The organism is Streptomyces aurantiogriseus, from assembly GCF_014649375.1.
In the GTDB taxonomy this organism is placed as follows: domain Bacteria; phylum Actinomycetota; class Actinomycetes; order Streptomycetales; family Streptomycetaceae; genus Streptomyces; species Streptomyces aurantiogriseus.
This window is the reverse complement of record NZ_BMSX01000006.1, coordinates 11,648-37,892: the sequence shown is the minus strand read 5'-3', so window position 1 is coordinate 37,892 and position 26,245 is coordinate 11,648. Positions and strand designations below refer to the sequence as shown.

Genomic DNA, 26,245 nt, shown 5'->3' with positions numbered 1-26,245 from the left:
CATTGCCGGCGGTGTCGGCTCAGCGGCGGCGTACGGCCACGAAGTGGATCGGTGTACCCGGGACCGCCTGTGCGAGGGACGGGAGGTCGACCGGGCGGACGACCCCGATCACCGGGTAGCCCCCGGTGGTCGGGTGGTCGGCCAGGAAGACGACCGGTCTGCCGTCCGGGGGGACCTGGACCGCGCCCAGCACCATGCCCTCGCTGGGAAGTTCGCCGGGTCGGGCACGCTTCAGAACGGGACCGTCCGTGCGCAGGCCGATGCGGTTGCTCGCGGGCGACACGCGGTACGCGCGCGAGAGGAACGTGCGGATCGCGTCCGGCGTGAACCAGTCGTCACGCGGGCCCAGGGTCACCCGGAGGATGAGTTCGGCCGGAGGCGCCGGCTGAGGAGCGACGTCCACGCGCGTGTGCGGGGCGGGGACGTGTCCCAAGGGCAGGACTGTGCCGTCCGTGAGGGGCGCCGGGCCGAGGCCGGAGAGCAGGTCCGTGGAGCGGCTGCCGAGGACGGGTTCGACGGCGATGCCGCCGGCCACCGCCACGTAACTGCGCACCCCTGAGGCCGCCGGCCCGACATCGAGCAGCGCACCCGCAGGCACGTGCACGGGTGCGCCCCAGGCAACCGCCCGTCCGTCCACGGTCACCGGGCAGGGCGCGCCACCGACGGCCACGGTGATGGTCGAACGGGGGCGTACGGCACAGCCGTTGAGCGTCGTCTCCAGGACGGCCGCGTCGGGTGGGTTGCCGACCAGTCGGTTGACGAGCGCCGCCGCGGGCGCGTCAAGGGCGCCGGAGCGGGGCACGCCGAGGTGGGCGTGGCCGGGGCGGCCGCGGTCCTGCACGGTGGTGAGCGCCCCGGCGCGGACGACGGCGAGCGCGCGGTCGCTCATGCGGCGCGCTCCGGCACGAAGCGCACGCGTGTGCCCGGCGTGAGCAGCGCGGCCGGCACGCGTGCGTGGTCCCACAGCACCGCGTCCGTGGTGCCGATCAGCTGCCAGCCCCCCGGCGACGAGCGGGGGTAGACGCCCGTGTACGGGCCCGCCAGTGCCACCGAACCGGCCGGCACGGCCGTCCGCGGAGTGGCCCGGCGCGGGACGTCGCGGTGGGATGGCAGGCCCGTGAGGTAGCCGAAGCCGGGCGCGAAGCCGCAGAAGGCGACGCGGAACTCGGTGGCCGCGTGCACGCGGGCCACCTCCCGTTCCGGCACGCCCCAGTGGGCGGCGACGTCCGCGAGGTCGGGGCCGTCGTAGCGCACCGGCAGTTCGATCACCTCGTGCGTGTGCGGGGGAGCGGGCGGGATGTCGGCCACGGTGAGTTCGGAAACCCAACGGACCGGGTCGTCCAGGCCGTCGAGGAGGACCGTCCGGGCCGCCGGGACGATCTCGCGGACGGCCAGCGAACCCTCCGCGCGCCACCGCAGCAGCTCCGCGTGCAGGGCCTGGGCCTCCTCTCCCGACTCCACCTCCACGAGCAGGGCGTCCTCGCCCACGGGCAGCGCCCTCATGCGAAGGCCTCCACCCGTACGCCCGCCTCCTCCAGGCGCCGCCGGACCCGGCGGGCCAGCTCCACCGCGCCGGGCGTGTCGCCGTGCAGACACAGGGAGCGGGCACGTACCCCGACGCGCGCCCCCGTGTGTGAGGTGACCTCGCCGAAGAGCGCCAGGCCCACCGACCGTTCCACGACGGCGTCCGGGTCGGTGACCACGGCCCCGTCCTGTCCGCGCGGCACGAGCGTGCCCTCCTCGGTGTACGCGCGGTCCGCGAACGCCTCCGAGACGGCCGGCAGCCCCGCCTTCCCGGTCAGCTCCAGCAGACGCGAGCCGGGCAGCCCGAGCACGGGCAGCGCGGCATCGGCGAGGAGGACCCCGTCGACGACCGCGGCTGCCTGCTCCTCGTCGTGCACGACCCGGTTGTAGAGCGCGCCGTGCGGCTTGACGTACGCCACGCGCGCGCCCGCCGCCCGCGCGAAGACCTCCAGGGCGCCGATCTGGTACGCCACCTCGGCGGCCAGTTCTGCGGGCGGCACGTCCATGGCGCGCCGCCCGAACCCGGCGAGGTCCCGGTAGGAGACCTGCGCGCCGATCGTCACGCCCCGCTCGGCCGCCAGCTCGCACACCCGCCGCATGGTGGCCGCGTCCCCGGCGTGGAAGCCGCAGGCCACGTTGGCGCTGGTGACGACGGACAGGAGCTGCTCGTCGTCGGTCAGCCGCCAGCGGCCGAAGCCCTCGCCGAGGTCGGCGTTCAGATCGATCACGGTCATGGATCCTTCGTGTCTCCTTCTCAGGCCACGCGGTACTGCTCGTCGCGGGCGTCGGTGAGGAACATCTGTCCCGGTGCGTGGGTGAGGGCGAACGGCGGGCGGGAGGCCATGACCGCGGCCTGCGGGGTCACTCCGCAGCCCCAGAACACCGGGATGTCGTCCGGCTCGGCGTCCACCCGGTCACCGAAGTCGGGCCGGGCGAGGTCGTCGATGCCCAGTCCCGACGGATCGCCGCAGTGTACGGGGCTGCCGTGCACCGCCGGGAGCAGACTGCTCTCCCGGATCGCCGCCGCCAGGTGCTCCGGCGGCACCGGACGCATGGACACCACCATCGGGCCGTGCAGCCGCCCCGCCGGACGGCACTGGCGGTTCGTCACGTACATCGGGACGTTGCGCCCCTGCTCGAGGTGGCGGACCGGGACGCCCGCCTCGGACAGCGCCCACTCGAAGGTGAAGCTGCACCCGAGCAGGAACGTCACCAGGTCGTCGCGCCAGTACGCGCGCACGTCCGTCGGCTCGTCCACCAGCTCGCCGTCCCGCCACACCCGGTAGCGCGGGAGATCGGTGCGCAGGTCGGCCCCCTCGGCCAGCACGGTCGTCCAGGAACCGGTGTCCGTGACGTCGAGCACCGGACACGGCTTCGGGTTGCGCTGGCAGAACAGGAGCATGTCGTACGCCCAGTCCGCGGGGACCGAGATCAGGTTGGCCTGGGTGTGGCCCGCCGCGACCCCGGCCGTGGGGCCCGTCAGCCCGGCCCGGAAGCGGGACCGGGCGGTTTTCGGGCTCCACGCGTGCGCGTGCTCGTTGACTAGGGTCAGCGGGCGGTCTTCCACGAAGGTCGGACGGTTCACTCCAGCTCCTTCCCACGCGTCTCCGGCAGCCCCAGCAGCGCCAGGGCCGCGAGGCCGTAGCCGACCGCGCCGAAGACCAGCGCGCCACCCACGCCCCAGCTGTCGGCCAGGAAGCCGACCGTGGTGGGGAAGACGGCGCCGACGGCGCGGCCGGTGTTGTACGTGAAGCCCTGGCCCGTGCCGCGCACGGCCGTCGGGTACAGCTCGCTCAGAAAGGACCCGAAGCCGCTGAAGATCGCCGACATGCAGAACCCGAGCGGGAAGCCGAGGACGAGGAGCAGGGTGTTGGCGCCGCTCGGGATGTTCGCGTACGCCAGGATGCAGACCGCCGAGAGCAGGGCGAACAGCCAGATGTTGCGGCGCCGGCCCAGCCGGTCGGTGAGGTGGCCGCCGGTCAGGTAGCCGAGGAAGGCGCCGGAGATCAGGAACGTCAGATAGCCGCCCGTGTTGACCACCGACAGACCGCGCTCGCTCTTCAGGTACGTCGGCACCCAGGTCGCCAGCGTGTAGTAGCCGCCCTGGACGCCGGTGGACAGCAGGCCCGCGAAGATCGTCGTACGCAACAGGCGGCCCCGGAAGATCGCCGGGAAAGACCCCTTCTCGGCGCTGTGCTCGCGCGCGGCGACCGCCGTCGGAGCGTCCTGCACGCGGCGACGCATCCACACCACGAGCAGCGCGGGCAGGGCGCCCGTCCAGAACATCACGCGCCAGGCCACGTCGTCGCCGAAGACCGAGAAGACCACCGTGTACACGATGGCCGCCAGCCCCCAGCCGACGGCCCACGAGCTCTGGATCGCGCCGAGGGTGCGGCCCCGGTGCTTCGCGCTCGCGTACTCGGCGACCAGGATCGCGCCGACCGCCCACTCGCCGCCGAAGCCGAGGCCCTGCAGGGCACGGAAGAGCAGCAGCGTCTCGTAGGTGGGAGCGAAGCCGCAGGCGACGGTGAAGACGGCGTACGTGATCACCGTGATCATCAGGGCCCTGACCCGGCCGATCCGGTCGGCCAGTACGCCCGCGACGGCGCCGCCGACCGCGGACGCGGCCAGTGTGACGGTGGTGAACAGGCCGGTCTGGCCGCTGTCCAGACCGAAGTACGCCGCCAGCGCGACCATGCTCAGCGGCAGCGTGAAGTAGTCGTAGGAGTCCAGGGCATAGCCGCCGAACGCGCCGGCGAAGGCGCGGCGGCCGCGCGAGCCGAGGGCGCGCAGCCAGCCGAACGCGCCGTCGTCATGGGGGTGTTCGGCGGCCGAGGGGTGGGTGTCGGTGGGCAGGGCCTGCGGTGGAGGGGTCGTGCTCATGGGGCACCTCGCAGAGGGATGACGGAGGGTGCTGGGGACTGAGCCGTGCCGTGCGAAAGCCATGGGGTGCGGGAGCCGTGCCGTGCGGGAGGGGTGGCGCCGCGGTGGGGACGGGGCGGTGCCGTGCGTAGCAAGGTAGAGGATCGTTGAACGATCCTTCAATACCCCTGTTGTTTCGTTCTCGTGTCTGCGGTTGAATTCCGGGCATGGCAGAGCAGCTGGCGGGACTGGCCGACGACCGCGCCCTCCTGGGCCGCACCAGCACGGCCGAGCGGGTCTCGGACATCCTCAGAAGCCGTATCGCCGAGGGCTATTTCCCGCCAGGGACACGGCTGTCGGAGGACAGCATCGGCGGGGCGCTGGGCGTCTCCCGCAACACGCTGCGTGAGGCGTTCCGGCTGCTCACCCACGAGCGCCTGCTCGTCCACGAGTTGAACAGGGGCGTGTTCGTCCGGGTCCTGACCGTCGAGGACGTCGAGGACATCTACCGCACCCGCACACTCGTCGAGTGCGCGGTCGTGCGCGGGCTGGGGGAGCCGCCGTACGCGCTCCAGAGTCTGCAGGCCGCTGTCACGGAGGGTCAGGTGGCGGCCGTCGAGAGTGACTGGAAAGGGCTGGGCACCGCCAACTTCCACTTCCACCGCGAACTGGTGGCGCTGGCCGGCAGTGCCCGCACCGACGAGCTGATGCGCAGTGTCTTCGCCGAGCTGCGCCTCGCCTTCCATGTCGTCGACCACCCCCGGCGGCTGCACGAGCCGTACCTCGCGCGCAACCGCCAGATCCTCCAGGCACTCCAGGCGGGCGACAAGGACGAGGCGGAGAGGCTGCTCGTGGTCTACCTGCGGGACTCGCTGGAGCGGATCGTCGAGGTGTACCGGCGGCGGGTGGGGGACGAGGGGCGAGGCGTCGACTGAGGTCAGGGGCGTCGGCCGAGGCCGTCTCGCGCCTCTGTGACGGCGGTCGCTTCTGCGTCGTTTGGGTCGATGTCAGACCGAGGACCTACTCTGTGCACCGTGACTTCGCCTGCATCGACGGACCGTGTTCCGCCCCAGCTCAGCGCGGGGCCGCGCCCCGCCACGGGCCCGGCCGCCGACGAGGGACTGGCGCGGCGGCTGCGCGCGCTCGCCTGCACCGCCCCCCTCCACGACCTCGACGCACGCAAGGCCAACCTCGCCGGTGAGTACGCGGTATACGGCATGGCGGAGATCGCCCTCGCCGCCATCGACCTCGTCACCCTCAACATGGACTTCGACACCGGCGCCGACCACGACCAGATAGTGGCCCGCCTCATCCCGCGCATCGCCGCCCAGGCCCCGCAACGGCCCGCCGAGGAACACGAGCGCGTGGCCCGCTGGGTCCTGGAGAACCTGATCAACGTGGGCAGCGTCGACCGCGGCTTCCGCGCCGTGTACGGCACCTTCGCGCCGGACGGCACCTATGTGCGCCGCGACTACGACTTCAAGCTGATCGAGGAGGTCCCCGGATACGGCGGTGCCGTCTACCTCCGCACCACGGACGAGGCCGTCAACGTGCTCGTCGGCGCCCTCGACACCGACGTCACCAGCGCGCAGATCGCGGCCGAGGTCAAGCTGGAGGTCCTCATCCGCCGCGGCCGTCTCGCCGACGCCCAACTCGCCGCCGAGCAGGCCCGCTACCGGACCGTGCAGTACTCGGAGACCCTGCGCAGGGCCCTGGAGGCGACCCGGCGCAACGTGCGCGCGGTCGACTGGCTCAACGCCGTACCCGACATGATCGCCGAGGCCCTCGACCACGTGGCCGACCGCTACCGTCACGAGAACGCGATCCTCACCAACATCCGCAAGGCCCGCGACGAGTCCGAGGACCCCGAGCACAAGCGTCGCGCTGCGGAGCTCGTCGACATCGTCAAGGACTGCATCCGGCGGCACACACAGCTTCAGTCCCGGCTGCTGGAGGCGGGGCCCCTGTTCCGCGCCGAGCAGGACCGGCAGGCCTTCGCCACGCCGATGACGACGTCGGGGATCGACCTGTACGGGCATCTCGTCGCGCCCGTGCTGCCGTTGCCGCTGGAACAGGCGGTGCGGGTCACCGACGCCTTCTTCACACGCGGGACCGGGATGCGTACGCCCGTGTCCGTGCGGGTCGGTGATCTCGTCGACCTGTTGCTGACGCCGCCGGTCGAGCGGGAGCACCTCGGGGCGGAGATGCCGGAACCGGACCTCATCGCGACGCCGGACGACAGCCGGTTCAGCGAGGAGCAGTTGGCCGCGGCGATGGAGTTGCTGGATCTGCCCGCGGACGCGCCCCGGAGGTTGTCGGGGCTGCTGGCGCAGGCGCGGCGCACCGATCCCGATCTGCCGTACCTGGTCGCGCTGTTGGCGGTTCATGCGGCGAGCCCGGCCGTGGGCACCGCGTATCGGCAGGGCGAGGAGAAGTTGCTGTTCGCCGTGGACGACGGGACGGAGCTGGACGATCCCGAGTTCGGTGGAGCCGACCTCATAGTCGGTACGGCCCTGCTGGACGCGGCCGGTATGGCCGCCGACCGGACGGAAGCAGCATGAGCCGGGCCGGGAAGCGTATGGACGAGCACTACCGCAGCAAGGAGCCGAAACCGTGACCGAGCACGTCGACTGGAGTGAACCCGAGGCTGCCGCCGTACCGGTGGCCGCCGCCGTCACCCCCGCCGACGCCGCCGACGCGGCGCGGCTCGTCGCGTTCGGGCTGCAGCCCAAGGTGCAGCCCGCGCGTGACCAGGAGTACGCGGAGCTCCTGCGGCGATACCGCGAGGACCCGGCGTTCGCGCGGCTCGCCGATGCTGTTGCCGCCGGGCTCGGGCTGATCGTGCTGGAGGTGTCCCCGCGCGCGGGGATGGCGGTGACCGCCGCCGAGGACTCGGTGTTCGCCGTCCGCATGGGTGACTACGCGCGTCGTACGTCGGCCGACTCGGGGGACCGGTTCCTGCACGGGCTCGCACATCTCGCCGTGGCCGCGATGGCCTTCCCGCGGCCCGAGGACCTGGCCGACGACGGATACGTCGGGCGGGTCAGCGTCAACGGCGTCGACGCCTTCGTACGGCAGGCCTGCCGCCGGCTGGAGGAGCGGGCTGAGGAGCAGGGCGAGAACACCGACCCGGCCAGCGACGCGCCCGGTCTGGAGGCCGCTTGGCGGATCTGGGCCAGACGCAGCTCCACCGGCGCCACCAAGGACGCGCGCAGACTCGCCGGTTCGACGACCGGCATCGTCGGCAAGGCCGTCGCGTTCCTCACCGACTCCGGGTTCCTCCAGCGGACCGGTGACGACAACGGCGGGACCTACCGGACCACGGCCCGCTACCAGCTCCAGGTGCGGGACATGGCCGGCAGCGCCGCCATGGCCGAGCTGCTCGAACTGGGCGTGGTCCCGGTCACCGACGGCACGCCGACGCTGCTGCCCGCCGACGAGGCGGACGAGCTCGTCGCCGACGCCGGGCTGCCGTTCCACTCCTGAAACCCCTGATCAACCGCATCTTTTGCGAAGACTTACGAGAGTCCGCCATGTACGAGCTGTCCCGGGTCCGCCTCTACTCCATCGGGCCCGCCGGTGCGCGCTACGCCGACACCGTGCTTGACCTGCGGGGCGTCGGCGACGTCGTGCCCGACCCCGCCCCCACACAGGCGGAGTTCTTCGAGGAGGAGCCCGTCGGCCCGCCGCGCCGGCCGGCGCCCGCCGGCGTGCTCTTCCTGGAGAACGGCGGCGGTAAGTCCGTCCTGCTCAAGCTGATCTTCTCCGTGATGCTGCCGGGTCACCGCAACACCCTCGGCGGCGCCAGCTCCGGCGTGCTGCGCAAGTTCCTGCTCGCCGACGACTGCGGACATGTCGCGCTGGAGTGGCAGCACGTCCTGACCGGCGAGTGCGTGGTGGTCGGCAAGGTGAGCGAGTGGCGTGGGCGGCAGGTGTCCAACGACCCGCGGAAGTTCGCGGAGGCCTGGTACTCGTTCCGGCCCGGTCCCGGGCTGACCCTCGACAACCTGCCCGTCGCCGAGTCCACCGCCGTACGGCCGCCCGTCGAGGGCCAGTCGGGGGCACAGGGGCGACGGCGGACCATGAAGGGGTTCCGGGACGCGCTCACCGAGGCCGGCAAGGCGTATCCGCACCTGGAGGTGCACTGGGAGGAGATCCACGATCGGTGGATCGAGCACCTCGGGGATCTGGGCCTCGACCCCGAACTCTTCCGCTATCAGCGGGAGATGAACGCCGACGAGGGTGAGGCCGCCGGTCTCTTCGCGGTCAAGAAGGACTCCGACTTCACCGATCTGCTGCTGCGCGCGGTGACGGACACCCGGGACACCGACGGGCTCGCCGACCTCGTCAGCGGTTTCGGCAACAAGCTGGGCCGGCGCGCCGAGCTGATCGCCGAACGGGACTTCACCGCCGGCTCGGTGGACCTGCTCGGGCGCATCGTCGAGGCCGCCGACGCTCGGGCACGCGCGCGTGACATCCACGCCGGTGCGGAGCGGCGTACGCGCACGCTGGCGCGCAGGTTGTCCGCGCGGGGCGTGCGGGAGCGGGCGCGCGCCGCCGACCTCGCCCAGCGGGTCACGGCCGCCGCCTACGCCGTCACGCACTCCGAGGGGGCACGCGAACGCAGCGCCCTGATCGCTGCCGAACTCGCCTTCCGGCACGCCTCGTTGGCGCTGGCCGCCGCTGAGAAGTCCGCCACCGCACAGAAGCGCGAGCTTGCCGACGCGCGCACCCTGCACTCCGCCTGGCAGGCCGCCGAGGCCGTCCTGCGCCACCGCGCCGCCGCCGATCGGGTCACGCGAGTCTCCGCCGCCATCCAGGAAGCCGAGCGGGACGCCGCCCCGGCCCTCGCCGCCCGCGCCAAGGCCGCCGTCGACCTTGTCCGGGCCCTGCACGCGGCCGCCGAGAACGCCGAGACCCTCGCCAACGAAGAGGAGGAGCGCTCCGCCGCGCTTCAGGAAGCCAGCGAGTCCGCGTACCGGGACTCCACCTCCGCCGCCACCGAGGCACAGCGCGCCCGCAGCGAGATCGGTCACCTGCGCCAGCGTCTGGCCGAGGTCGAGCAGGAGACCGCCGAGGCCGTCCGCGCCGGCTGGCTCGACGACAGCGCGCCCGACGCCGACCCCGCGCGCGCCGCCCTCGCCGCCAGCGACGCCGAGAAGACCGCCGTCGCCGCCTGGGACACCGCCCGCGAGGCCTCCCGCAGGGCAAGCGAGCACGCGCGCGAGGCCGCCTCCGCCGAGTCCCGCGCCGAGCTGACCGCGGCCCGCGCGGCGGACGCGGCGACGGCCGCGCAACGGTCGTACGAGGCCGAGCGGCGGACCGCCGAGGCGCTGGCGGGCGAAGAGCGGCTGGCGGAGCTGCTGGGCGTGACCGGCGGTGGCGCGCGCCGGATCATCCCGCAGCCCCGCCAGGGCAGCGAGACGGACGACACCGGTCTGACCCCCGAGGACCTGGACCGCTACGCCGACGAGCTGTGTGAACTCCTCGACGACGCCGTGTCCTCCGCCGAGCGGCAGCTCTTCGAGCTGCGGACCGCCGCCGCCGACGACTCCCGGATCCTGGGCGCGCTCGGCGACGGCGGACTGCTGCCGCCCGGCCCCGACGTGGTCGCGACGGTCGAGTTCCTCGGCGAGCACGGCATCCCCGCGCTGCCCGGCTGGCGCTACCTCGCCCAGGCCGTCGACCCCGCCGACCACGCGCGCGTGCTCGCCGCCCGGCCGGAGCTCGTCGACGGCGTGATCATCACCGACCCCGACTCGCACGCACGCGCGCGTGAGGCGCTCAGCGACGCCGCCCTGCTGCCCCGGTCCGCCGTGGCGGTCGGCACGGCCTCCGCCCTGCTCGCCCCGACCCCGGCGCCCGACGCCGACACCGGTGACGTCTTCCTCGTACCGCCGAACCCGGCCATGCACGACGAGCACGCCGCCGACGAGGAGCGGCAGGCGCTGCGGGCGCGGGCGACGGAGCGGGACGAGGAGATCCGGCGGCTCGCGGCCCGGCTCGGCAAGGACCGGGAACTGGCGGCGCGGCTCGCCTCCTGGCGTACGGGCTGTCCGGCGGGGCGGTTGGTGGAGCTGGCGGAGGCCGCTCGGGAAGCGGGTTCCTTCGCCGAGGAGTCCGAGGCCGAACTGGCCGAGGCGCGGACCGTGCGGGCGGAGGCCGACGAAACCGCCGCGGAGGCCGCGCAGGTGCGCGACGAGCGCCAGGAGGCCGCGCAGAAGGCCCGGCGCGCCGCCGACGCCCTCGCCGGACTCGCCTTCCGGCTGCGCGAACGCGCCGGCTGGCAGGTCAAGCTGCGGGAACTCGCCGACGAGGCCACCGAGTCCGAGGCCCGCGCCCAGGCCTGCCTGGAGCGTGCCCGCGCCGCCGACGAGGACCGCCGCGCCGCCCAGCGCGCCGCTGACGACGCGCGCCGCACCGCGCGTGCGCTGCGCGCCGAGCGCTCTGAGATCGCGGGTGCCCCCGACGACGTGCCGGAGGACGACGCGGACGCGCCCAAGGCGTCCCTGCCTGCTCTGCGGGAGGCCTATCGAGCCGCCTCACAGGTGTACGAGAAGGTCGGCGTCGGCGCCGATCTGCGGGCCGAGCAGGCGCGGGCGGAGAGCGACGAGAGCGCGGCGCGGGCCGAGCTTGACCGGCTGAGCAACAAGGTCCGCACACGCGCGGAGCAGTTGCTCCAGTCGCCCGACGGCTCCGACGGGCCGTCCCGGCAGGCCGCCGTCGCGCGCGCGGAGGAGCTGGTCCAGCTCCTGGAGACCCGGATGTCCAGCGCCAGCGAGCAGCTCGGCCGACTGCGCGGCGAGGCCGAACGGCACGCACCTGAGGACGGCGAGGCCCACACCGAGCTGCCCGAGGAGCTCCAGCCGCGCGACGCCGAGCACGCGCAGGCGCTGCTGCGCACCGCCACAGCCGAACTCGTCTCCCGTACCGAGGCGTTGAGCCAGGCTCGCGAGGCGCACGCCGAACTCCTCGACGCCCACCGGGCCGCCGAGGACGCGGCCGGCGGCTTCGACGAGATCGCCGCGATGCTCCGCGACCTGCTGCGCGAACACACCTCTGAAGAGGATCAGGAGGTGCCGGAGCCCTACCCCGGCACCCTGGAGGAGGCCCGCCAGTCGGCCGCCGAGGCCCGGCGCGCGCTGCGCGGTTGCGCCGCCGACCTGTCCGCCGCCGAGGCCGCCGTACGAGAGGCGAGTGACGTGCTGGTCCGGCACGCCAACGCCACGCGCTACGAGCAGGTCCGCACCCCCGCCCGGCAGCAGATCCGCGAGCTGCCCGCCTCCGCGCTGCCCGAGCACGCCCAGAAGTGGGCGGACGCCTTCGCGCCCCGACTCCGGGTGCTCACCGATGAGTTGGAGCAGCTGGAGAGGAACCGCGACTCGATCGTGGACCGGCTCAGAGGGCTCGTCGAGTCCGCGCTCGCGACGCTGCGGTCCGCCCAGCGGCTGTCCCGCCTCCCTGAGGGCCTCGGCGAGTGGTCGGGACAGGAGTTCCTGCGCATCCGCTTCGAGGAGCCCGACCAGGCCACCCTCACCGAGCGGCTGGGCGAGGTCATCGACGAGGCGACCCGGGCCGCCGTCAAGAAGAACTCCGACCTGCGGCGCGACGGCATGTCCCTGCTGCTGCGGGGCGTGGCCGCCGCGCTCCAGCCCAAGGGCGTCGCCGTCGAGATCCTGAAGCCGGACGCCGTGCTGCGTGCGGAGCGGGTGCCCGTCGGGCAGATGGGTGACGTGTTCTCCGGTGGTCAGCTGCTGACGGCGGCCATCGCCCTGTACTGCACGATGGCCGCGCTCAGGTCGAACGACCGAGGTCGGGACAAGCACCGGCACGCGGGCACGCTGTTCCTGGACAACCCCATCGGGCGGGCCAACGCGACCTATCTGCTGGAGCTCCAGCGGGCGGTCTCGGACGCCCTCGGCGTCCAGCTCCTCTACACCACAGGCCTGTTCGACACGACCGCACTGGCCGAGTTCCCGCTGGTCATCCGGTTGCGCAACGACGCCGACCTGAGGGCGGGCCTGAAGTACATCAGCGTCGAGGAACACCTCCGCCCGGGACTGCCCCAGCAGCCCCAGGCAGGGGAGGCGGTGCACAGCGAGATCACGGCGACGCGCATGTACAAACGCCCGCAGTAGCGCCCCCCAAGGTGCGCGGGGCTGTGCCGATATGCGGCTCCGCCGCGTGGGCGCGTCCAGCCACACCGGGCCGCCGGTGTGTCAGGAGGAGGCACGCTACTCGCTCTCCCTGCGGCGCGGCACGCGGAGGAGGGGCAGGTGGGTCGGGTCGGTCGGTGTGCCCTACGGGGGTGCGCTGGACCTCCTCCGCTACCAAGGTGTCTCAGGAGGTACGCCTCGGAGGCTCGCCTCAGGAGTGGGACAACTGTCCGGCACCGCCGCCGTGCCGACGTATCCGCTCCTGGGCGCGCTCGGCGGCCCGCGCCTGCCGGTGTGCCCGGCGCCGCTCGCGCCGCAGTGCTCGTGCGGTGCTGCTCGGGGCGGACACGACACCGTGCCGCTGGTTCCACACCTGCCGGGTCACCCAGACGTCCAGCGCACCCCAGGTCGCCACGACCGTACTGACCACGCTGCTGATCACCATGGGGAAGGCCAACCAGGATCCGGCCAGGGTGCAGAGGAAGGCGACCATGGCCTGAAGGAGCGTCACGGCGATGATGAGCACCGCGCGCACCGCCGCCCTACGGACCGGGTCGGGGAGCCGACGTCGGGCCGCGGGCTCCTCTACCCACAACGGCCGGTACGCCGCCCGCTCTCGGTCCGCACTTCCGCTCGCACCCCTGCCTTCAACAGCGCCCACTCGCCCGGTGCCTTCGGGTGCGCCACCGACGGCCCCCGCAGCCGCCGGAGCCCCGCGCCCGTCCGTCACACCGCGACCGTGCGCCGCGATCTCGGAATTGCGCGCCGCGGGTGCTTTGGAAGCCTTGGGCTCCCGCAGCGCCGTACCGCGCACCGCCGCGCCGTCCTCGGGCGCTCCGCGCCGCTCCGCCGTGCCCATCAACGTGTCACTCCCCACCGCCGGCAGACCGCTTGCCTCCGGCTCGAAGAACCGGCTCCCCAGTGGCTGCCCGGCTTGCGCTCTTTTACGCCGCCCAGGTGCGGCATGCGGCTCCTGTGGCCGATTCCGCCCCCAATTCCCAATGAGTAGGACGAGCAACGCGCCTGGAAGATTCCCCGGTTTGGAAAAATTCTGGCCAACTCGCCCACGACGCCGATCCGATCCGGTCCGGCCGCGAAGCCTGGATTCAGGGAGGCAATCTCCCGCAATGCCCGGACAACTCCCCCTGCCTCGACGTCGATACGGATGGTCGGCTTCCAGACGCCTCTTCGAGTTAACTTTGCGTCGGTAGTAGGCTCGCGACGTTTGTTGACGCACATGTGTACCCCCTGCCGGTGGGGGTTCGAGCTGGGGGAGGCCATGCGCTTTCGCGGGAAGTCGATCCGCCGGAAGATCGTGGCGCTGCTTCTCGTGCCGCTGGTGTCCCTGACCGCCATCTGGGGCTTCGCCACGGTGCTCACGGGCCGTGAGGCGAACCGCCTGTTCACCGTGTCGCACGTGGTGGAGAAGGTCGGCTACCCGCTCGAGGACACTGTTCGCGTCGTCCAGCAGGAGCGCCGCCAGACCCTTGTCTACCTCGCCGACCCCCGTGCCTCCGACGCGCTCTCCGCGCTGCGCCGCACCCGGACCGCCACGGACGAGGCCCTTGCGGAGATCCGTAAGAACGCCAAGGACCCCGACGTACGCGATGTCCTGGACCAGGACGACGGCGAAGGCCTGACCGCGGTGCTCGACGCCTTCGACGGCGTCGACTCCCTGCGTCGCAGCGTCGAAGAGGGAACCGTGACCCGGGCGCAGGCCCTGGACCTCTACAACCGGCTGATCGACCCTTGTTACGCCCTGCTCGCCAAGCTGGACGTGGTCGACAGTGTGGAGATGGACAAGCAGTACCGGGCCCTCGTCAGCGTCGCCCGCGCCCGTGAACTGCTCTCCCAGGAGGACGCGCTGCTCGGCTCCGCCCTCGTCGTGGGCCGGCTCACCCGCGAGGAGATACGCGACGTCTCCGACCTCGAGGCCCAGCGGAACGTGGTCTACGACATCAGCCTCGCTCAACTGCCCGTCGCGGAGCGCGAACGCTACGAGAGCTTCTGGAAGAACGCCACCACCGCCCCGCTGCGCACAGCCGAGCAGGCCGTCGTCTCCACCACGCCGGGCGACATGCCCCGAGGCGTCACCGCGCGGACCTGGGACACCGCCGCAGCGAACGTCCTGGACGAACTCGGCACCCTCGACGAACAGGCGAACGACCGCTACCAGGACCGCGTCCGTCCGGTGGCGATCGAGGTCATCGTCAAGGCGGTCGTCGCCGGTGTCCTCGGTCTGATCGCCCTCCTCGTCTCCCTCTTCCTGTCGGTGCGCATCGGCCGCGGCCTCATCCGCGACCTGCGCCAGCTGCGGTTCGAAGCCCACGAGGCGTCCGGTGTGCGCCTGCCCAGCGTGATGCGCCGCCTCTCCGCAGGCGAGCAGGTCGACGTCGAGACCGAGGTCCCGCGCCTGGAGTACGACAAGAACGAGATGGGCGAGGTCGGCCAGGCCCTCAACACCCTCCAGCGCGCCGCCGTCGAGGCCGCCGTCAAACAGGCCGAGCTCCGCGCCGGAGTCTCCGAGGTCTTCGTCAATCTCGCCCGCCGCAGCCAGGTCCTGCTGCACAAGCAGCTCACCCTGCTCGACACCATGGAGCGACGCACCGAGGACACCGCGGAACTCGCCGACCTCTTCCGGCTCGACCACCTCACCACCCGTATGCGCCGGCACGCCGAGGGCCTGGTGATCCTCTCCGGCGCAGCCCCTTCGCGGCAGTGGCGCAAGCCCATCCAGCTCATGGACATCGTGCGCGCCGCGGTCGCCGAGGTGGAGGACTACGAGCGCATCGAGGTCCGCCGCCTGCCACGCGTCGCCGTCACCGGACCGGCCGTCGCCGACCTCACCCACCTCGTGGCCGAACTCCTGGAGAACGCCACGGTGTTCTCCCCTCCGCACACCGCCGTGCACGTCCTGGGCGAGCGGGTCGCCAACGGGTTCACTCTGGAGATCCACGACCGCGGCCTCGGCATGGCGCCCGAAGCGCTCCTCGAGGCCAACCTCCGGCTCGCCGAGACGCCCGAGTTCGAGCTGTCCGACACCGACCGGCTCGGACTGTTCGTGGTCAGCCGGCTCGCCCAGCGGCAGAACGCCCGGGTCTCCCTGCAACCCTCCCCGTACGGGGGCACGACCGCGGTCGTCTTCATCCCCGACGTCCTGCTCACCGATGACGTCCCCGACACGAACGGCATCGGCTTCCGCCTCGACCGCCCCCGGCCCCCCAAGGAGGGCGAGCCCGCAGAGAGCCGCAGGTCCGCGCTCTCCCAGGCCCCGGTGCAGCTTCCCGGAGTGCCCGCCGCGCTGCTGGGCGGGCCGGTAGAGCTGGAAGCCCCCGTCGACCTGGACGCCCTCGACGACTTCTCGACCCCCCTGATCGAGGAGGACGGCGACCGGGGCGGTCTCTTCCGCCCCCGCCGCTCCCTCACCCGTGCGGAGGACGAGCCTGGCGTCGGCGCCGTCGAACCGTCCCGCCGGCTTCCCGACCCCTTGGGAGACCCGGACCGGACCGCCCCTGGCGACCCGGCCGCCCCCCTCCCGCTGCCGAGCCGCCGGACACCCAAACTGGTCAGCTCCCACGGCCGTCCCGTGACCGATCAGCGGCCCCGCCGCGCGGAAACGGCCGAGGACTCCCTGTCCCGGCCGGGGGCACGTCGGCCGGATGAGGACGTCCCGGCACCCCTGCCCTCGCGCCGACGCGGAGCGACGGCACACTTCCCGCGGAGCACCGGTGCGGGCGAGTACCCGGGCCGCGGCGCCGAGGAACCGTCCCAGCCGCCCACCCTTCCCCGGCGGACCCGCCCAGCCGCAGCGCTGCAGAGCGGCCCGGAGCACCCGGCCGAGCGCCCCGGCGCCACGCCCCACCGCCCCGCCGACGCGGCGCCGCGCAGCCCCGAGGATTCCGCCCGGCAACCCGGAGCCGCGACTCATGACGCCGGCTCCGGCACAGCACCCCTGCCCCGGCGCGTACGGCAGGCGAACCTGGCCCCGCAACTGCGGCAGGGCCCGGCATCGCGCACCGAGGACCGCAAGGACCCCGCCGACCGGGACGCAGACGAGGTACGCAGTCGCATGGCCTCGCTCCAGCGCGGCTGGCAGCGGGGCCGCGCAGAAAACGCCGCGGGCGAAGAGGCCCACAGCGGCACAGCACCACAAGGAACGACTAAGGGGGACGGTCGATGACCGCACCGAAGGCGACCGGCCACACCACGACCAACGACGGCGACCTGAACTGGCTCCTCGACGACCTCGTCGACCGCGTCGCCAGCATTCGCAAGGCCGTCGTGCTCTCCGGCGACGGCCTGCCGACGGGAGTGTCCAAGGACCTGGCCCGGGAGGACAGCGAGCACCTGGCTGCCGTCGCCTCCGGATTCCACAGCCTTGCCAAGGGAGTCGGCCGCCACTTCGAGGCCGGCAGCGTCCGACAGACGGTGGTCGAACTCGACGAGGCGTTTCTGTTCGTCACCGCCGCCGGTGACGGCAGCTGCCTCGCCGTGCTCGCGGACGCCGACTCGGACGTCGGGTTGGTGGCGTACGAGATGACGCTCCTCGTGAAGCGGGTCGGCGCACATCTGGGCACCGCACCGCGCACCGATCTGCCCTCGGGCGGGTAGTGGGATGGCATGAGCACAGACGGTCAGGGAAGCAGCCACTGGTTCGACGACGAGGCCGGGCCGGTAGTCCGTCCGTACGCCATGACACGTGGCCGCACCACCAGTGCGGTCCAGCACCGTCTCGATCTGATCGCGGTGGTCGTCGCCGAGCCCCACGCGGACGACCCGGAAGCGGATCCCGCGATGTCCCCGGAACACGTGGACATCGTGCATCTGTGCAGGGACACGCCGCAGTCGGTCGCCGAACTCGCCGCCGAACTCGATCTGCCCATCGGCGTGGTCCGGGTCCTGGTCGGGGACCTCGTGGACGGGGAATTCGTCCATGTGAACCGGCCCGTACCCCCGGCCGAACTGCCGGACGAGAGTATCCTGCGCGACGTGATCAACGGCCTCCGAGCGCTGTGAGCGGCGCGGAAGCGAGGTGAGGACGTGACCGGCTGGCAATTCTGGGTCGACCGGGGCGGCACCTTCACCGACATCGTGGCGCGCCGCCCCGACGGCCGACTGCTGACGCACAAACTGTTGTCCGACAACCCGGCCCGGTACGCCGACGCGGCCGTCGCCGGTGTCCGCGCCCTGCTGGGGGACGCGCAGGAGCCCGTCGAGTCGGTGCGGATGGGCACGACGGTGGCCACCAACGCCCTCCTGGAGCGCAAGGGCGAGCGCACCCTGCTCGTCGTCACCCGTGGCTTCCGCGACGCCCTGCGCATCGCCTACCAGAACCGCCCTCACATCTTCGCCCGCCGCATCGACCTCCCCGAGCTGCTGTACGAGCGGGTCGTGGAGGTCGACGAGCGCATCGCCGCCGACGGCACCGTTCTGCGCGCGCCCGACCCGGACGCCCTCGCAGAGCCGTTGCAGGAGGCGTACGACGACGGCATCCGAGCCCTCGCCGTCGTCTGCATGCACAGCCATCTCCACCCCGCCCACGAACAAGCCGTGGGCAGTCTGGCCGCCCGCATCGGCTTCCCGCAGATCTCGCTGTCCAGCGAGGTCAGCCCTCTGATGAAACTCGTCCCGCGCGGGGACACCGCCGTCGTCGACGCCTACCTCTCGCCCGTCCTGCACCGCTACGTCCGGCACGTCGCCGATGAACTCCATGGCGTACGGCTGCTCTTCATGCAGTCCAACGGCGGGCTCGCCGAGGCGAGCCAGTTCCGCGGCAAGGACGCCATCCTCTCCGGGCCCGCCGGAGGCATCGTCGGCATGGCCCGCATGTCCCAGCTCGCCGGCTTCGACCGGGTGATCGGCTTCGACATGGGCGGCACCTCCACCGATGTCTCCCACTTCGCGGGCGAGTACGAACGGGTCTTCACCACGCAGATCGCGGGTGTCCGCCTGCGCGCCCCCATGCTGGACATCCACACCGTCGCCGCGGGCGGCGGCTCCGTCCTCCACTTCGACGGCTCCCGCTACCGCGTGGGACCGGACTCGGCCGGCGCGGACCCGGGACCTGCCTGCTACCGAGGTGGTGGCCCGCTCGCCGTCACCGACGCCAACGTGATGCTCGGGCGCATCCAGTCCGCCCACTTCCCCCACGTGTTCGGCCCGCACGGCGATCAGCCCCTCGACGACACGCTCGTCCGCGAACGCTTCACCGCCCTCGCGCGTGAGATCCGCGGGAGGACGGGCGACGACCGCACCCCGGAACAGGTCGCCGAGGGATTCCTGCAGATCGCCGTCGCCAACATCGCCAACGCCGTGAAGCGGATCTCCGTCCAGAAGGGCCACGACGTCACCCGCTACGCCCTCACCACCTTCGGTGGTGCAGGAGGCCAGCACGCGTGCATGGTCGCCGACTCGCTCGGCATCCGCACCGTCCTCGTACCCCCCATGGCCGGCGTGCTGTCCGCGCTCGGGATCGGTCTCGCCGACACCACGACCATGCGCGAACAGTCCGTGGAGGCGCCCCTGCAGGCTGCCTCCATGCCCGCGATCCTCAAGACGGCCGACGAGCTGGAGGTGGCGGCCCGCGCCGAACTCCTCGCCGAGGACGTCCCGGACGACCGGATCCAGGTGACCCGCCGCGCACAGCTCCGCTACGACGGCACCGACACCACTCTCACCGTCGAGCTGACCGAGCCCGCCGCGATGAGACACGCCTTCGAAGAACGTCATCGCGCCACGTACTCCTTCACCCTCGACCGCCCGATCGTCGTCGAAGCACTCTCCGTCGAAGCCACCGGCATCACCGAACCCCCCGATCTCTCCGCCCTCGCCCCGTACGAAGGCCGCACCGCCGCCCCCGAGACCGTCCGCCTCCACACCGGCGGCACCTGGCGCGACGTACCCCTCCACCGCCGCGAGGACCTTCCTCCCGGCGAGACCGTCACCGGCCCGGCGATCATCACCGAGGCCGGCGCGACGACCGTCGTCGACGACGGCTGGCGGGCCGCGGCGACCCACGGCGGGCATCTGCTCATGGAACGAGCCGCGATTACGCAGAGTTCCGATCTCGACACGAAAGCCGATCCCGTCCTCCTCGAGGTCTTCAACAACCTCTTCATGTCCATCGCCGAACAGATGGGTGCCCGCCTTGAGTCGACGGCCCAGTCGGTCAACATCAAGGAACGCCTCGATTTCTCCTGCGCCCTCTTCGACCCCGACGGAAACCTGGTGGCCAACGCCCCCCACATCCCCGTCCACCTGGGCTCGATGGGCACCAGCGTCAAGGAGGTCATCCGTCGCCGAGGCCCCGCGATGCGCCCTGGCGACACATATGCGGTCAACGACCCGTATCACGGCGGCACCCACCTGCCCGACGTCACCGTGATCACGCCGGTCTTCGACACCAAGGACTCGACGGACACGGAGCGTGACCGGATCCTCTTCTACGTGGCCTCCCGCGGCCACCACGCCGAGATCGGCGGCATCGCCCCCGGGTCCATGCCCGCGAACAGCCGCACCCTCGACGAGGAGGGCGTGCTCTTCGACAACTGGCTCCTCGCCGAGAACGGCCGCTTCCGTGAGGAGGAGACCCTCCGCCTGCTCACGGAGGCGTCCTACCCGTCCCGGAATCCACGGACCAACATCGCCGACCTGCGCGCCCAGATCGCCGCCAACCAGAAAGGCGTCGACGAAGTCGCCCGCATGATCGAGAACTTCGGACTGGACGTCGTGCAGGCATACATGAGGCACGTCCAGGACAACGCCGAGGAGGCCGTGCGCCGTGTCATCGACGCCCTCGACGACGGCGAGTACGCCTACGAGACAGACGCGGGCGCCGTCATCCGGGTACGTGTGCGCGTGGACCGCGAGAACCGCTCCGCGACCGTCGACTTCACCGGTACCTCACCCCAACTGGCGACCAACTTCAACGCCCCCTCCTCGGTCGTCAACGCGGCCGTCCTGTACGTCTTCCGCACCCTCGTCGCCGACGACATCCCGCTCAACGACGGCTGCCTGCGCCCCCTGAAGATCATCGTGCCGCGCGGCTCCCTGCTCGCGCCTGAACCGCCCGCCGCCGTCGTCGCAGGCAACGTCGAGACGTCCCAGGCCATCACCGGTGCCCTCTACGCGGCCCTCGGCGTCCAGGCCGAGGGCTCCGGCACGATGAACAACGTCACCTTCGGAAACGAACGCCACCAGTACTACGAAACCGTCGCCTCCGGATCCGGTGCCGGCGACGGCTTCCCCGGCGCGAGCGTCGTCCAGACCCACATGACCAACTCCCGTCTGACCGATCCCGAGGTCCTCGAGTGGCGGCTCCCGGTGCGGCTCGATGAGTTCGCGGTCCGCCACGGCAGCGGCGGCTCCGGACGGTGGCGCGGTGGAGACGGGGCGGTGCGCCGCATCCGTTTCCTGGAGCCCATGGCCGTCTCCACTTTGTCCCAGCACCGCCGAGTGCCCCCGTACGGCATGGCCGGCGGCGCACCCGGCGCGCTGGGCGCCAACCGGGTGGAACGCGCGGACGGCACCGTCGCCGAACTCGGCGGCAGCGACTCCGTGGACGTCAGCCCTGGCGATGTCCTCGTCATCGAAACCCCCGGCGGCGGAGGCTTCGGCCCACCGCCCCACGACCCCATCAAGCAGGAGAAGTGATCGATGATCTTCGGGCGTTCTGAGCGCGGCAAGCCCCCGGTCGAGCCCGTCACGCTCAAGATCCTGGTGGCCGGCGGCTTCGGCGTGGGCAAGACCACCCTTGTCGGCGCCGTCAGCGAGATCAGGCCGTTGCGCACCGAGGAGTTCCTCACCGAGGCGGGCCGCCCGGTCGACGACACCACGGGCGTCGAACGCAAGCACACCACCACAGTCGCCATGGACTTCGGGCGCATCACCCTGCGCGAGGACCTGGTGCTGTACCTGTTCGGAACGCCCGGCCAGGAGCGATTCTGGTTCATGTGGGACGAACTCTCCGAGGGCGCGCTCGGTGCCGTCGTGCTTGCCGACACGCGCCGCCTGGAGGACTGCTTCGCCGCCATCGACTACTTCGAACGCCGCTCGATACCCTTCCTCGTCGGCGTCAACTGCTTCGAGGGCGCGGCCCGTTACCCGGCCGAGGACGTACGCCGGGCGCTCGACCTCGATGACGACGTACCGGTGGTGCTCTGCGACGCCCGCGACCGCGGTTCGGTCAAGGACGTCCTGGTCGGCGTCGTCCAGCACGCCATGGAGTACGGCACCGACCGCCGTCGGACCGTCACCACCTGAGACATGCGCACGGCCCGTAGCCCGCCGACAGGGCTACGGGCCGCGGCTCAACGTGGACGCACGCGCGCGTACGGCACATCGAGCCCCACACGCGCGTGCGGTCCGAGGCCACACCGCCGCGTGCCGCCTAGCCCTCGCCGTCCGCGACCCACCCGAAGCTCTTCTCCACCGCCCTGCGCCAGTTGCGGTACTCCCGGTCCCGCACCGACGCCTCCATCGACGGCGTCCACTCGGCGTCCTTCTGCCAGTGAGCCTTCAACTCGTCGAGGTCGTTCCACACGCCGGTGGCCAGCCCGGCCGCGTACGCTGCGCCCAGGCAGGTCGTCTCGGAGACACGGGGCCGGATCACGGGCACCCCGAGCACGTCCGCCTGGTGCTGCATGAGCAGGTTGTTCTTCGTCATGCCGCCGTCCACCTTGAGGGTCGTGATCTGCACCCCGGAGTCCTGGTACATGGCGTCCACGACTTCCCGCGTCTGCCAGCTCGTCGCCTCCAGCACCGCGCGCGCGAGATGCGCCTTCGTGACGTACCGTGTGAGCCCGGTGACGACACCGCGCGCGTCGGACCGCCAGTACGGCGCGAACAGCCCGGAGAACGCGGGCACGATGTACGCGCCGCCGTTGTCGTCGACACTCGCCGCCAGTGTCTCGATTTCGTCAGCCGTACGGATGATGCCGAGCTGGTCCCGGAACCACTGCACGAGCGCGCCCGTTATGGCGATCGAACCCTCCAGGCAGTAGACGGGCGCCTCCTCGCCGATCTTGTAGCCCATCGTCGTCAGCAGCCCACTCTTCGACGGCACCGGTCGGTTGCCGGTGTTCAGCAGCAGGAAGCTGCCCGTCCCGTACGTGTTCTTCGCCGCCCCCACGTCGTAGCAGGCCTGACCGAAGACCGCCGCCTGCTGGTCGCCCAGCGCCGAGGCGACGGGCACGCCGGAGAGCTGGCCCACCGCGGTGCCGTACACCTCGGCGGAGGACCTGATCTCGGGCAGGACGGCCTCGGGCACGCTCATCGCGGACAGGATCGACGCGTCCCACTGGAGCGTCTCCAGGTTCATCAGCATGGTGCGCCCGGCGTTGGTCACGTCGGTCACGTGCCGGCCGCCGTCGACGCCGCCGGTGAGATTCCAGATGAGCCAGGAGTCGATGGTGCCGAAGGCGATCTCGCCGCGTTCGGCGCGGTCCCTGAGGCCGGGCACGCTGTCGAGCAGCCAGGCCGCTTTCGGCCCCGAGAAGTAGCTGGCCAACGGCAGCCCGGTCTGCTCGCGGAAGCGGTCCTGGCCATCGGTGCCCCCCAGCTCGTTGCAGAGCGCGGCGGTCCGGGTGTCCTGCCACACGATCGCGTTGTGCACCGGCTTGCCCGTGGCGCGGTCCCACAGCACGGTCGTTTCGCGCTGGTTGGTGATGCCCAGCGCGCTGATCTGCTCGGCGCGTAGCCCGGCCTTGGCGATCGCTCCGGCGACCACCGCCTGGACCTTGGACCAGATCTCGGTGGCGTCGTGCTCCACCCAGCCGGGCCTCGGGAAGATCTGACGGTGCTCGCGCTGGTCGACGGCGACGATCGCGCCGTTCCGGTCGAAGATGATGCAGCGGCTCGAGGTGGTGCCCTGGTCGATTGCGGCGACGTACTTCTCGGCGTTGTCCGTCATGGCTACCCCTTGGGCTGGGTTCAGAAGGCTGCGTTGTAGAGGAGGCCGGCGAGCGCTCCGCCGATCAGCGGGCCGACGACCGGGATCCAGGCGTAACCCCAGTCGGAGGTGCCCTTGTTCGGGATCGGCAGGAAGGTGTGCACGATGCGTGGGCCGAGGTCCCGCGCCGGGTTGATGGCATAACCGGTGGGCCCGCCGAGGGAGAGACCGATACCGACGACGAGCAGGGACACGATCAGGACGAGCGTGCCGGACTGGCCGAGCCCTTTCGTCAGCCCGAAGGCGAGGATCGGCAGGACGAGCGCGACAGTCGCGATGATCTCCGTGATCAGGTTGGCGACAGGATTCCGGATCTCGGGAATGGTGGAGAAGACACCGAGGGTCGGCGTCGGTTCCTCCGCCGTGCCCTCCGTCGTACCCGTCTGCCGTACGTTCGCCTGGAACTGAGCGAGATACACCAGGTACGCGAGGACGGCGCCGAGCATCGCGCCGACGATCTGCCCCAGGAAGTAGATCCAGACCTTGTCCCACTTGCCCGTGTCGACGGCGATCCCGAGGGTGACCGCCGGATTGAGTTGCCCGCCGGACAGCGGTGCGGCGGTGTACGCCCCGGCCAGCACGCCGAACCCCCACCCGAAGGCGATCACGACCCACCCCGAGGCCCGCGCCTTGGAGTATCTGAGGGTGACGGCGGCGCAGACGCCCGCGCCGAACAGGATGAGGATCGCGGTTCCGATGACCTCACCGACGAATATGTCTCCGTTGCTCATGGCGGCTCCTAGGCCCGGCCCGGGGTGATCGACCCCGGTGCTCCGTGCAGGGTGCGGTTCCCGTGGCTGCTTCGGCCAAGGCAGGGAGGTCCCGCGCCCCGCCCGGCGTCCGTGACGAGCGTGCCGTCGTAGCCGAATCGCCCGTGGGGAAGTGAGCCATGGGCTGGGAGCCCTTGTGGCACGGCGCCTGATACATCGTGAATGTACGGCGATGTCGGCTGACACCGGGAAGTGTTCACCGGCGCCCAGGGAGCGTCAAGGAGCGTGACGGCAACCGTTGAGGAAGCCGGGAACCGGTGGGTGGCCGGTCGTTGGCCGCACGGAGTGTTGAATCCGTCACCCCACGCCCGGCTCCACCCCCACCACTCCCGATCCCGCCCTTCCCACCGGCAGCGACCCCCGCCGCACCTCGTGCCCCGGCACTCCCGCCCGCCCCACCACCCAACTCGCCCCGCGAAGGGCCTTCGCGACCTTCTTCAGTGGCGCCAGGCAGGCCGCTGCCTGGCGATGGTCCGTCACGCTGCCCGGCGGGCAGAGGATTGTGGCCAGCGACAGGGTGACCGGGCGCCCGCCCGCCGACCACGGCGGGTCCAGCACCGAGGCGGCCAGCGGATTCAGACCCTCCGGATCGGCCAGAACCAGGAAGTCGTCACCACCGATGTGCCCCACACGCGTGCTTCCGGACGCCGAGACCTGCAACGTCCGCCCCACCGACCGGATCAACTCGTCCCCGGCGGCGAACCCTGCTCCGTCGTTGACCTGCTTGAAGTGGTCGACGTCCAGCCAGCTCAGCGCGAAGGTCCGCCCGTCCGCGATACGTCGGTCCACCTCCCCGGTGATCGCGTCCGAACCGGGCAGCCGCGTCAGCGGATTGAGTCCCGCCGCCTCCTCGACCCGCGTCTCGGCCAGTGCCCGCACGAGGTCCGCGAGACGGACGACGCCCACGCACCGCCCGTAGTGGTCGACGACGGCCACGTCGTCTGACGTACGGTCCCGGCCGCCGTCCGCGACCACGTCCAGCACCTCCCACGCCGTCGCGTCGATGCCCACCGTGCGCGGCGGGTCGCCGAGCTTGGCCGCCGGCCGGTCGGCGTACAGGGCGTGTCCGTAGCGCCCCGACATCGACAGCAGGAAGCGCGACCGGTGCACCGACCGGACCGGCACGCCCTCCTGATCGACGAGTAGCACTCCGGACACGTCCGGTGACCCCGTCAACAGCGCCCGTACCTGACCGGCTGAGGCGCCTGCGGGCAACAGCGCGGCCGGCCGGACGAACTCCCGTACCGACGGCCCCGACCGGGGCGCCGACGCGACGCCGAAGGAGCGCGACGGCACGTACACGTCGGCCGCGGGCAAGCGGGCGGGCGGTGCCAACAGCTCACCCTGAGCGAGCTGCGCACCGGCCGACTGCGCCGCCGCACACTGCAGTTCGGTCTCCACGCCCTCGACCGCCAGCAGTGCTCCCAGTTCGTCGCACAGCGTCCGCATCGCCCGCACGGCCGCCGGCCGCGCCAGCAGGGACGCGTCGAGTTTCACCAGGTCCGGCGCGATGTCCGTGAGCAGCCGCAGCGGCAGGTCCCCGTCGCCGACGCCGTCCGCGCTGATGCGGAAACCCTGGTCTCGCAGCGCGGCCAGCGCCTCCAGCAGCGCCCGCTGCGGCACGTGCGTGTACGGCGGGACGACGTCGAGCGTCACCTCCCACGGCAGCCGCCCCGCCTCCCGCACGGCGTCGTGCAGCGGGGTGAGACCGCCGAGGTCGGCCAGGGTGCCGGCGAACACGTTCACGTGCAGCGGCAGCAACGTCTCCTTGCGGACCGCGGCCCGCACCGCCAACACGGCCAGCTGACCGTCGAGTTCGGGATCCCGCCGGGCCTCCGCCAGGATGTCGCCGGTCTCCGGGCGGGCGAGGATCTCCAGCCCCGCCACACCTCCGGTGGTCAGGTTGACCACCGGCTGGAAGGCGAAGCGGAGAGTATCCGTCCAGGAGTGCACGGGAGCATGATGTCGCCGCGGGCGTGCGCCCA

The 26,245-nt window shown here is 72.0% G+C and carries 17 protein-coding genes and 1 pseudogene; 9 read left to right on the top strand and 9 right to left on the bottom strand.

Annotated features, from left to right (window positions below; translation table 11 throughout):
- Positions 1 to 19 precede the first annotated feature (19 nt).
- The 5 genes from IE263_RS14735 to IE263_RS14715 are packed head-to-tail and all read right to left on the bottom strand — an operon-like array spanning position 20 to position 4,407.
- The gene (locus tag IE263_RS14735) at positions 20 to 889 is read right to left on the bottom strand and encodes a 5-oxoprolinase subunit C family protein (protein ID WP_189936384.1); all 870 of its coding nucleotides are present in this window, start codon (positions 887 to 889) and stop codon (positions 20 to 22) included.
- A complete protein-coding gene (locus tag IE263_RS14730; RefSeq protein WP_189936382.1) occupies positions 886 to 1,503 on the bottom strand; it encodes a 5-oxoprolinase subunit B family protein in 618 nt (205 codons plus the stop codon). Before IE263_RS14730 ends, IE263_RS14735 begins: the two co-directional genes overlap by 4 nt.
- Positions 1,500 to 2,258, bottom strand: a complete 759-nt coding sequence (locus IE263_RS14725) for a LamB/YcsF family protein (protein WP_189936380.1) — start codon at positions 2,256 to 2,258, stop codon at positions 1,500 to 1,502. The genes IE263_RS14730 and IE263_RS14725 overlap by 4 nt, the downstream gene beginning before the upstream one ends.
- 20 nt (positions 2,259 to 2,278) lie before the next feature.
- A complete protein-coding gene (locus tag IE263_RS14720) occupies positions 2,279 to 3,109 on the bottom strand; it encodes a putative hydro-lyase (RefSeq protein WP_189936377.1) in 831 nt (276 codons plus the stop codon).
- Entirely contained in the window at positions 3,106 to 4,407 is a 1,302-nt protein-coding gene (locus IE263_RS14715; RefSeq protein WP_189936375.1) for an MFS transporter, read from the bottom strand. Before IE263_RS14715 ends, IE263_RS14720 begins: the two co-directional genes overlap by 4 nt.
- Positions 4,408 to 4,613: 206 nt before the next feature.
- On the opposite strand from IE263_RS14715, the gene IE263_RS14710 reads away from it, so the two are divergent.
- From IE263_RS14710 to IE263_RS14695, 4 genes are all read left to right on the top strand, one after another.
- On the top strand, positions 4,614 to 5,321 hold the full coding sequence (locus IE263_RS14710; protein WP_189936373.1) for a GntR family transcriptional regulator: 708 nt from the start codon (positions 4,614 to 4,616) through the stop codon (positions 5,319 to 5,321).
- 99 nt (positions 5,322 to 5,420) lie between these two features.
- Positions 5,421 to 6,947 carry a hypothetical protein gene (locus tag IE263_RS14705; RefSeq protein WP_189936371.1) on the top strand — a complete coding sequence of 509 codons (1,527 nt, stop codon included), beginning with the start codon at positions 5,421 to 5,423 and terminating at the stop codon, positions 6,945 to 6,947.
- A 52-nt stretch (positions 6,948 to 6,999) separates the two neighbouring features.
- A complete protein-coding gene (locus tag IE263_RS14700) occupies positions 7,000 to 7,872 on the top strand; it encodes a hypothetical protein (protein ID WP_189936369.1) in 873 nt (290 codons plus the stop codon).
- Between the two features lie 47 nt (positions 7,873 to 7,919).
- Positions 7,920 to 12,524: a coiled-coil domain-containing protein gene (locus IE263_RS14695; protein ID WP_189936367.1), complete on the top strand. Its 4,605-nt coding sequence runs from the start codon at positions 7,920 to 7,922 to the stop codon at positions 12,522 to 12,524.
- A gap of 229 nt (positions 12,525 to 12,753) precedes the next feature.
- Here IE263_RS14695 and IE263_RS14690 read toward each other — a convergent pair whose 3' ends face one another.
- Positions 12,754 to 13,401 carry a hypothetical protein gene (locus IE263_RS14690; protein ID WP_189936365.1) on the bottom strand — a complete coding sequence of 216 codons (648 nt, stop codon included), beginning with the start codon at positions 13,399 to 13,401 and terminating at the stop codon, positions 12,754 to 12,756.
- A 420-nt stretch (positions 13,402 to 13,821) separates the two neighbouring features.
- Here IE263_RS14690 and IE263_RS14685 point away from each other — a divergent pair, with 420 nt between their 5' ends.
- From IE263_RS14685 to IE263_RS14665, 5 genes and pseudogenes are all read left to right on the top strand, one after another.
- On the top strand, positions 13,822 to 16,722 hold the full coding sequence (locus tag IE263_RS14685; RefSeq protein ID WP_189936363.1) for a sensor histidine kinase: 2,901 nt from the start codon (positions 13,822 to 13,824) through the stop codon (positions 16,720 to 16,722).
- A complete protein-coding gene (locus IE263_RS14680) occupies positions 16,719 to 17,153 on the top strand; it encodes a roadblock/LC7 domain-containing protein (RefSeq protein ID WP_189936361.1) in 435 nt (144 codons plus the stop codon). Before IE263_RS14685 ends, IE263_RS14680 begins: the two co-directional genes overlap by 4 nt.
- 9 nt (positions 17,154 to 17,162) lie before the next feature.
- Complete coding sequence (locus IE263_RS14675; RefSeq protein WP_189936358.1) at positions 17,163 to 17,558, top strand: DUF742 domain-containing protein; 396 nt, start codon at positions 17,163 to 17,165, stop codon at positions 17,556 to 17,558.
- Positions 17,559 to 17,582: 24 nt separating this feature from the next.
- A pseudogene (locus tag IE263_RS14670) lies at positions 17,583 to 21,217 on the top strand (hydantoinase B/oxoprolinase family protein).
- Complete coding sequence (locus tag IE263_RS14665; protein WP_189936357.1) at positions 21,198 to 21,803, top strand: GTP-binding protein; 606 nt, start codon at positions 21,198 to 21,200, stop codon at positions 21,801 to 21,803. Before IE263_RS14670 ends, IE263_RS14665 begins: the two are co-directional and overlap by 20 nt.
- Positions 21,804 to 21,930: 127 nt before the next feature.
- Here the strand turns inward: IE263_RS14665 and glpK are convergent, their stop codons facing one another.
- The 3 genes from glpK to IE263_RS14650 form a co-directional block, all read right to left on the bottom strand.
- The gene (glpK, locus tag IE263_RS14660) at positions 21,931 to 23,451 is read right to left on the bottom strand and encodes a glycerol kinase GlpK (RefSeq protein WP_189936355.1); all 1,521 of its coding nucleotides are present in this window, start codon (positions 23,449 to 23,451) and stop codon (positions 21,931 to 21,933) included.
- Positions 23,452 to 23,471: 20 nt separating this feature from the next.
- Positions 23,472 to 24,221 (bottom strand): MIP/aquaporin family protein, encoded by a 750-nt coding sequence (locus tag IE263_RS14655; protein ID WP_189936353.1) that lies wholly within the window; start codon positions 24,219 to 24,221, stop codon positions 23,472 to 23,474.
- A 336-nt stretch (positions 24,222 to 24,557) separates the two neighbouring features.
- Positions 24,558 to 26,213: a GGDEF domain-containing protein gene (locus tag IE263_RS14650; RefSeq protein ID WP_189936351.1), complete on the bottom strand. Its 1,656-nt coding sequence runs from the start codon at positions 26,211 to 26,213 to the stop codon at positions 24,558 to 24,560.
- Positions 26,214 to 26,245: the final 32 nt, after the last annotated feature.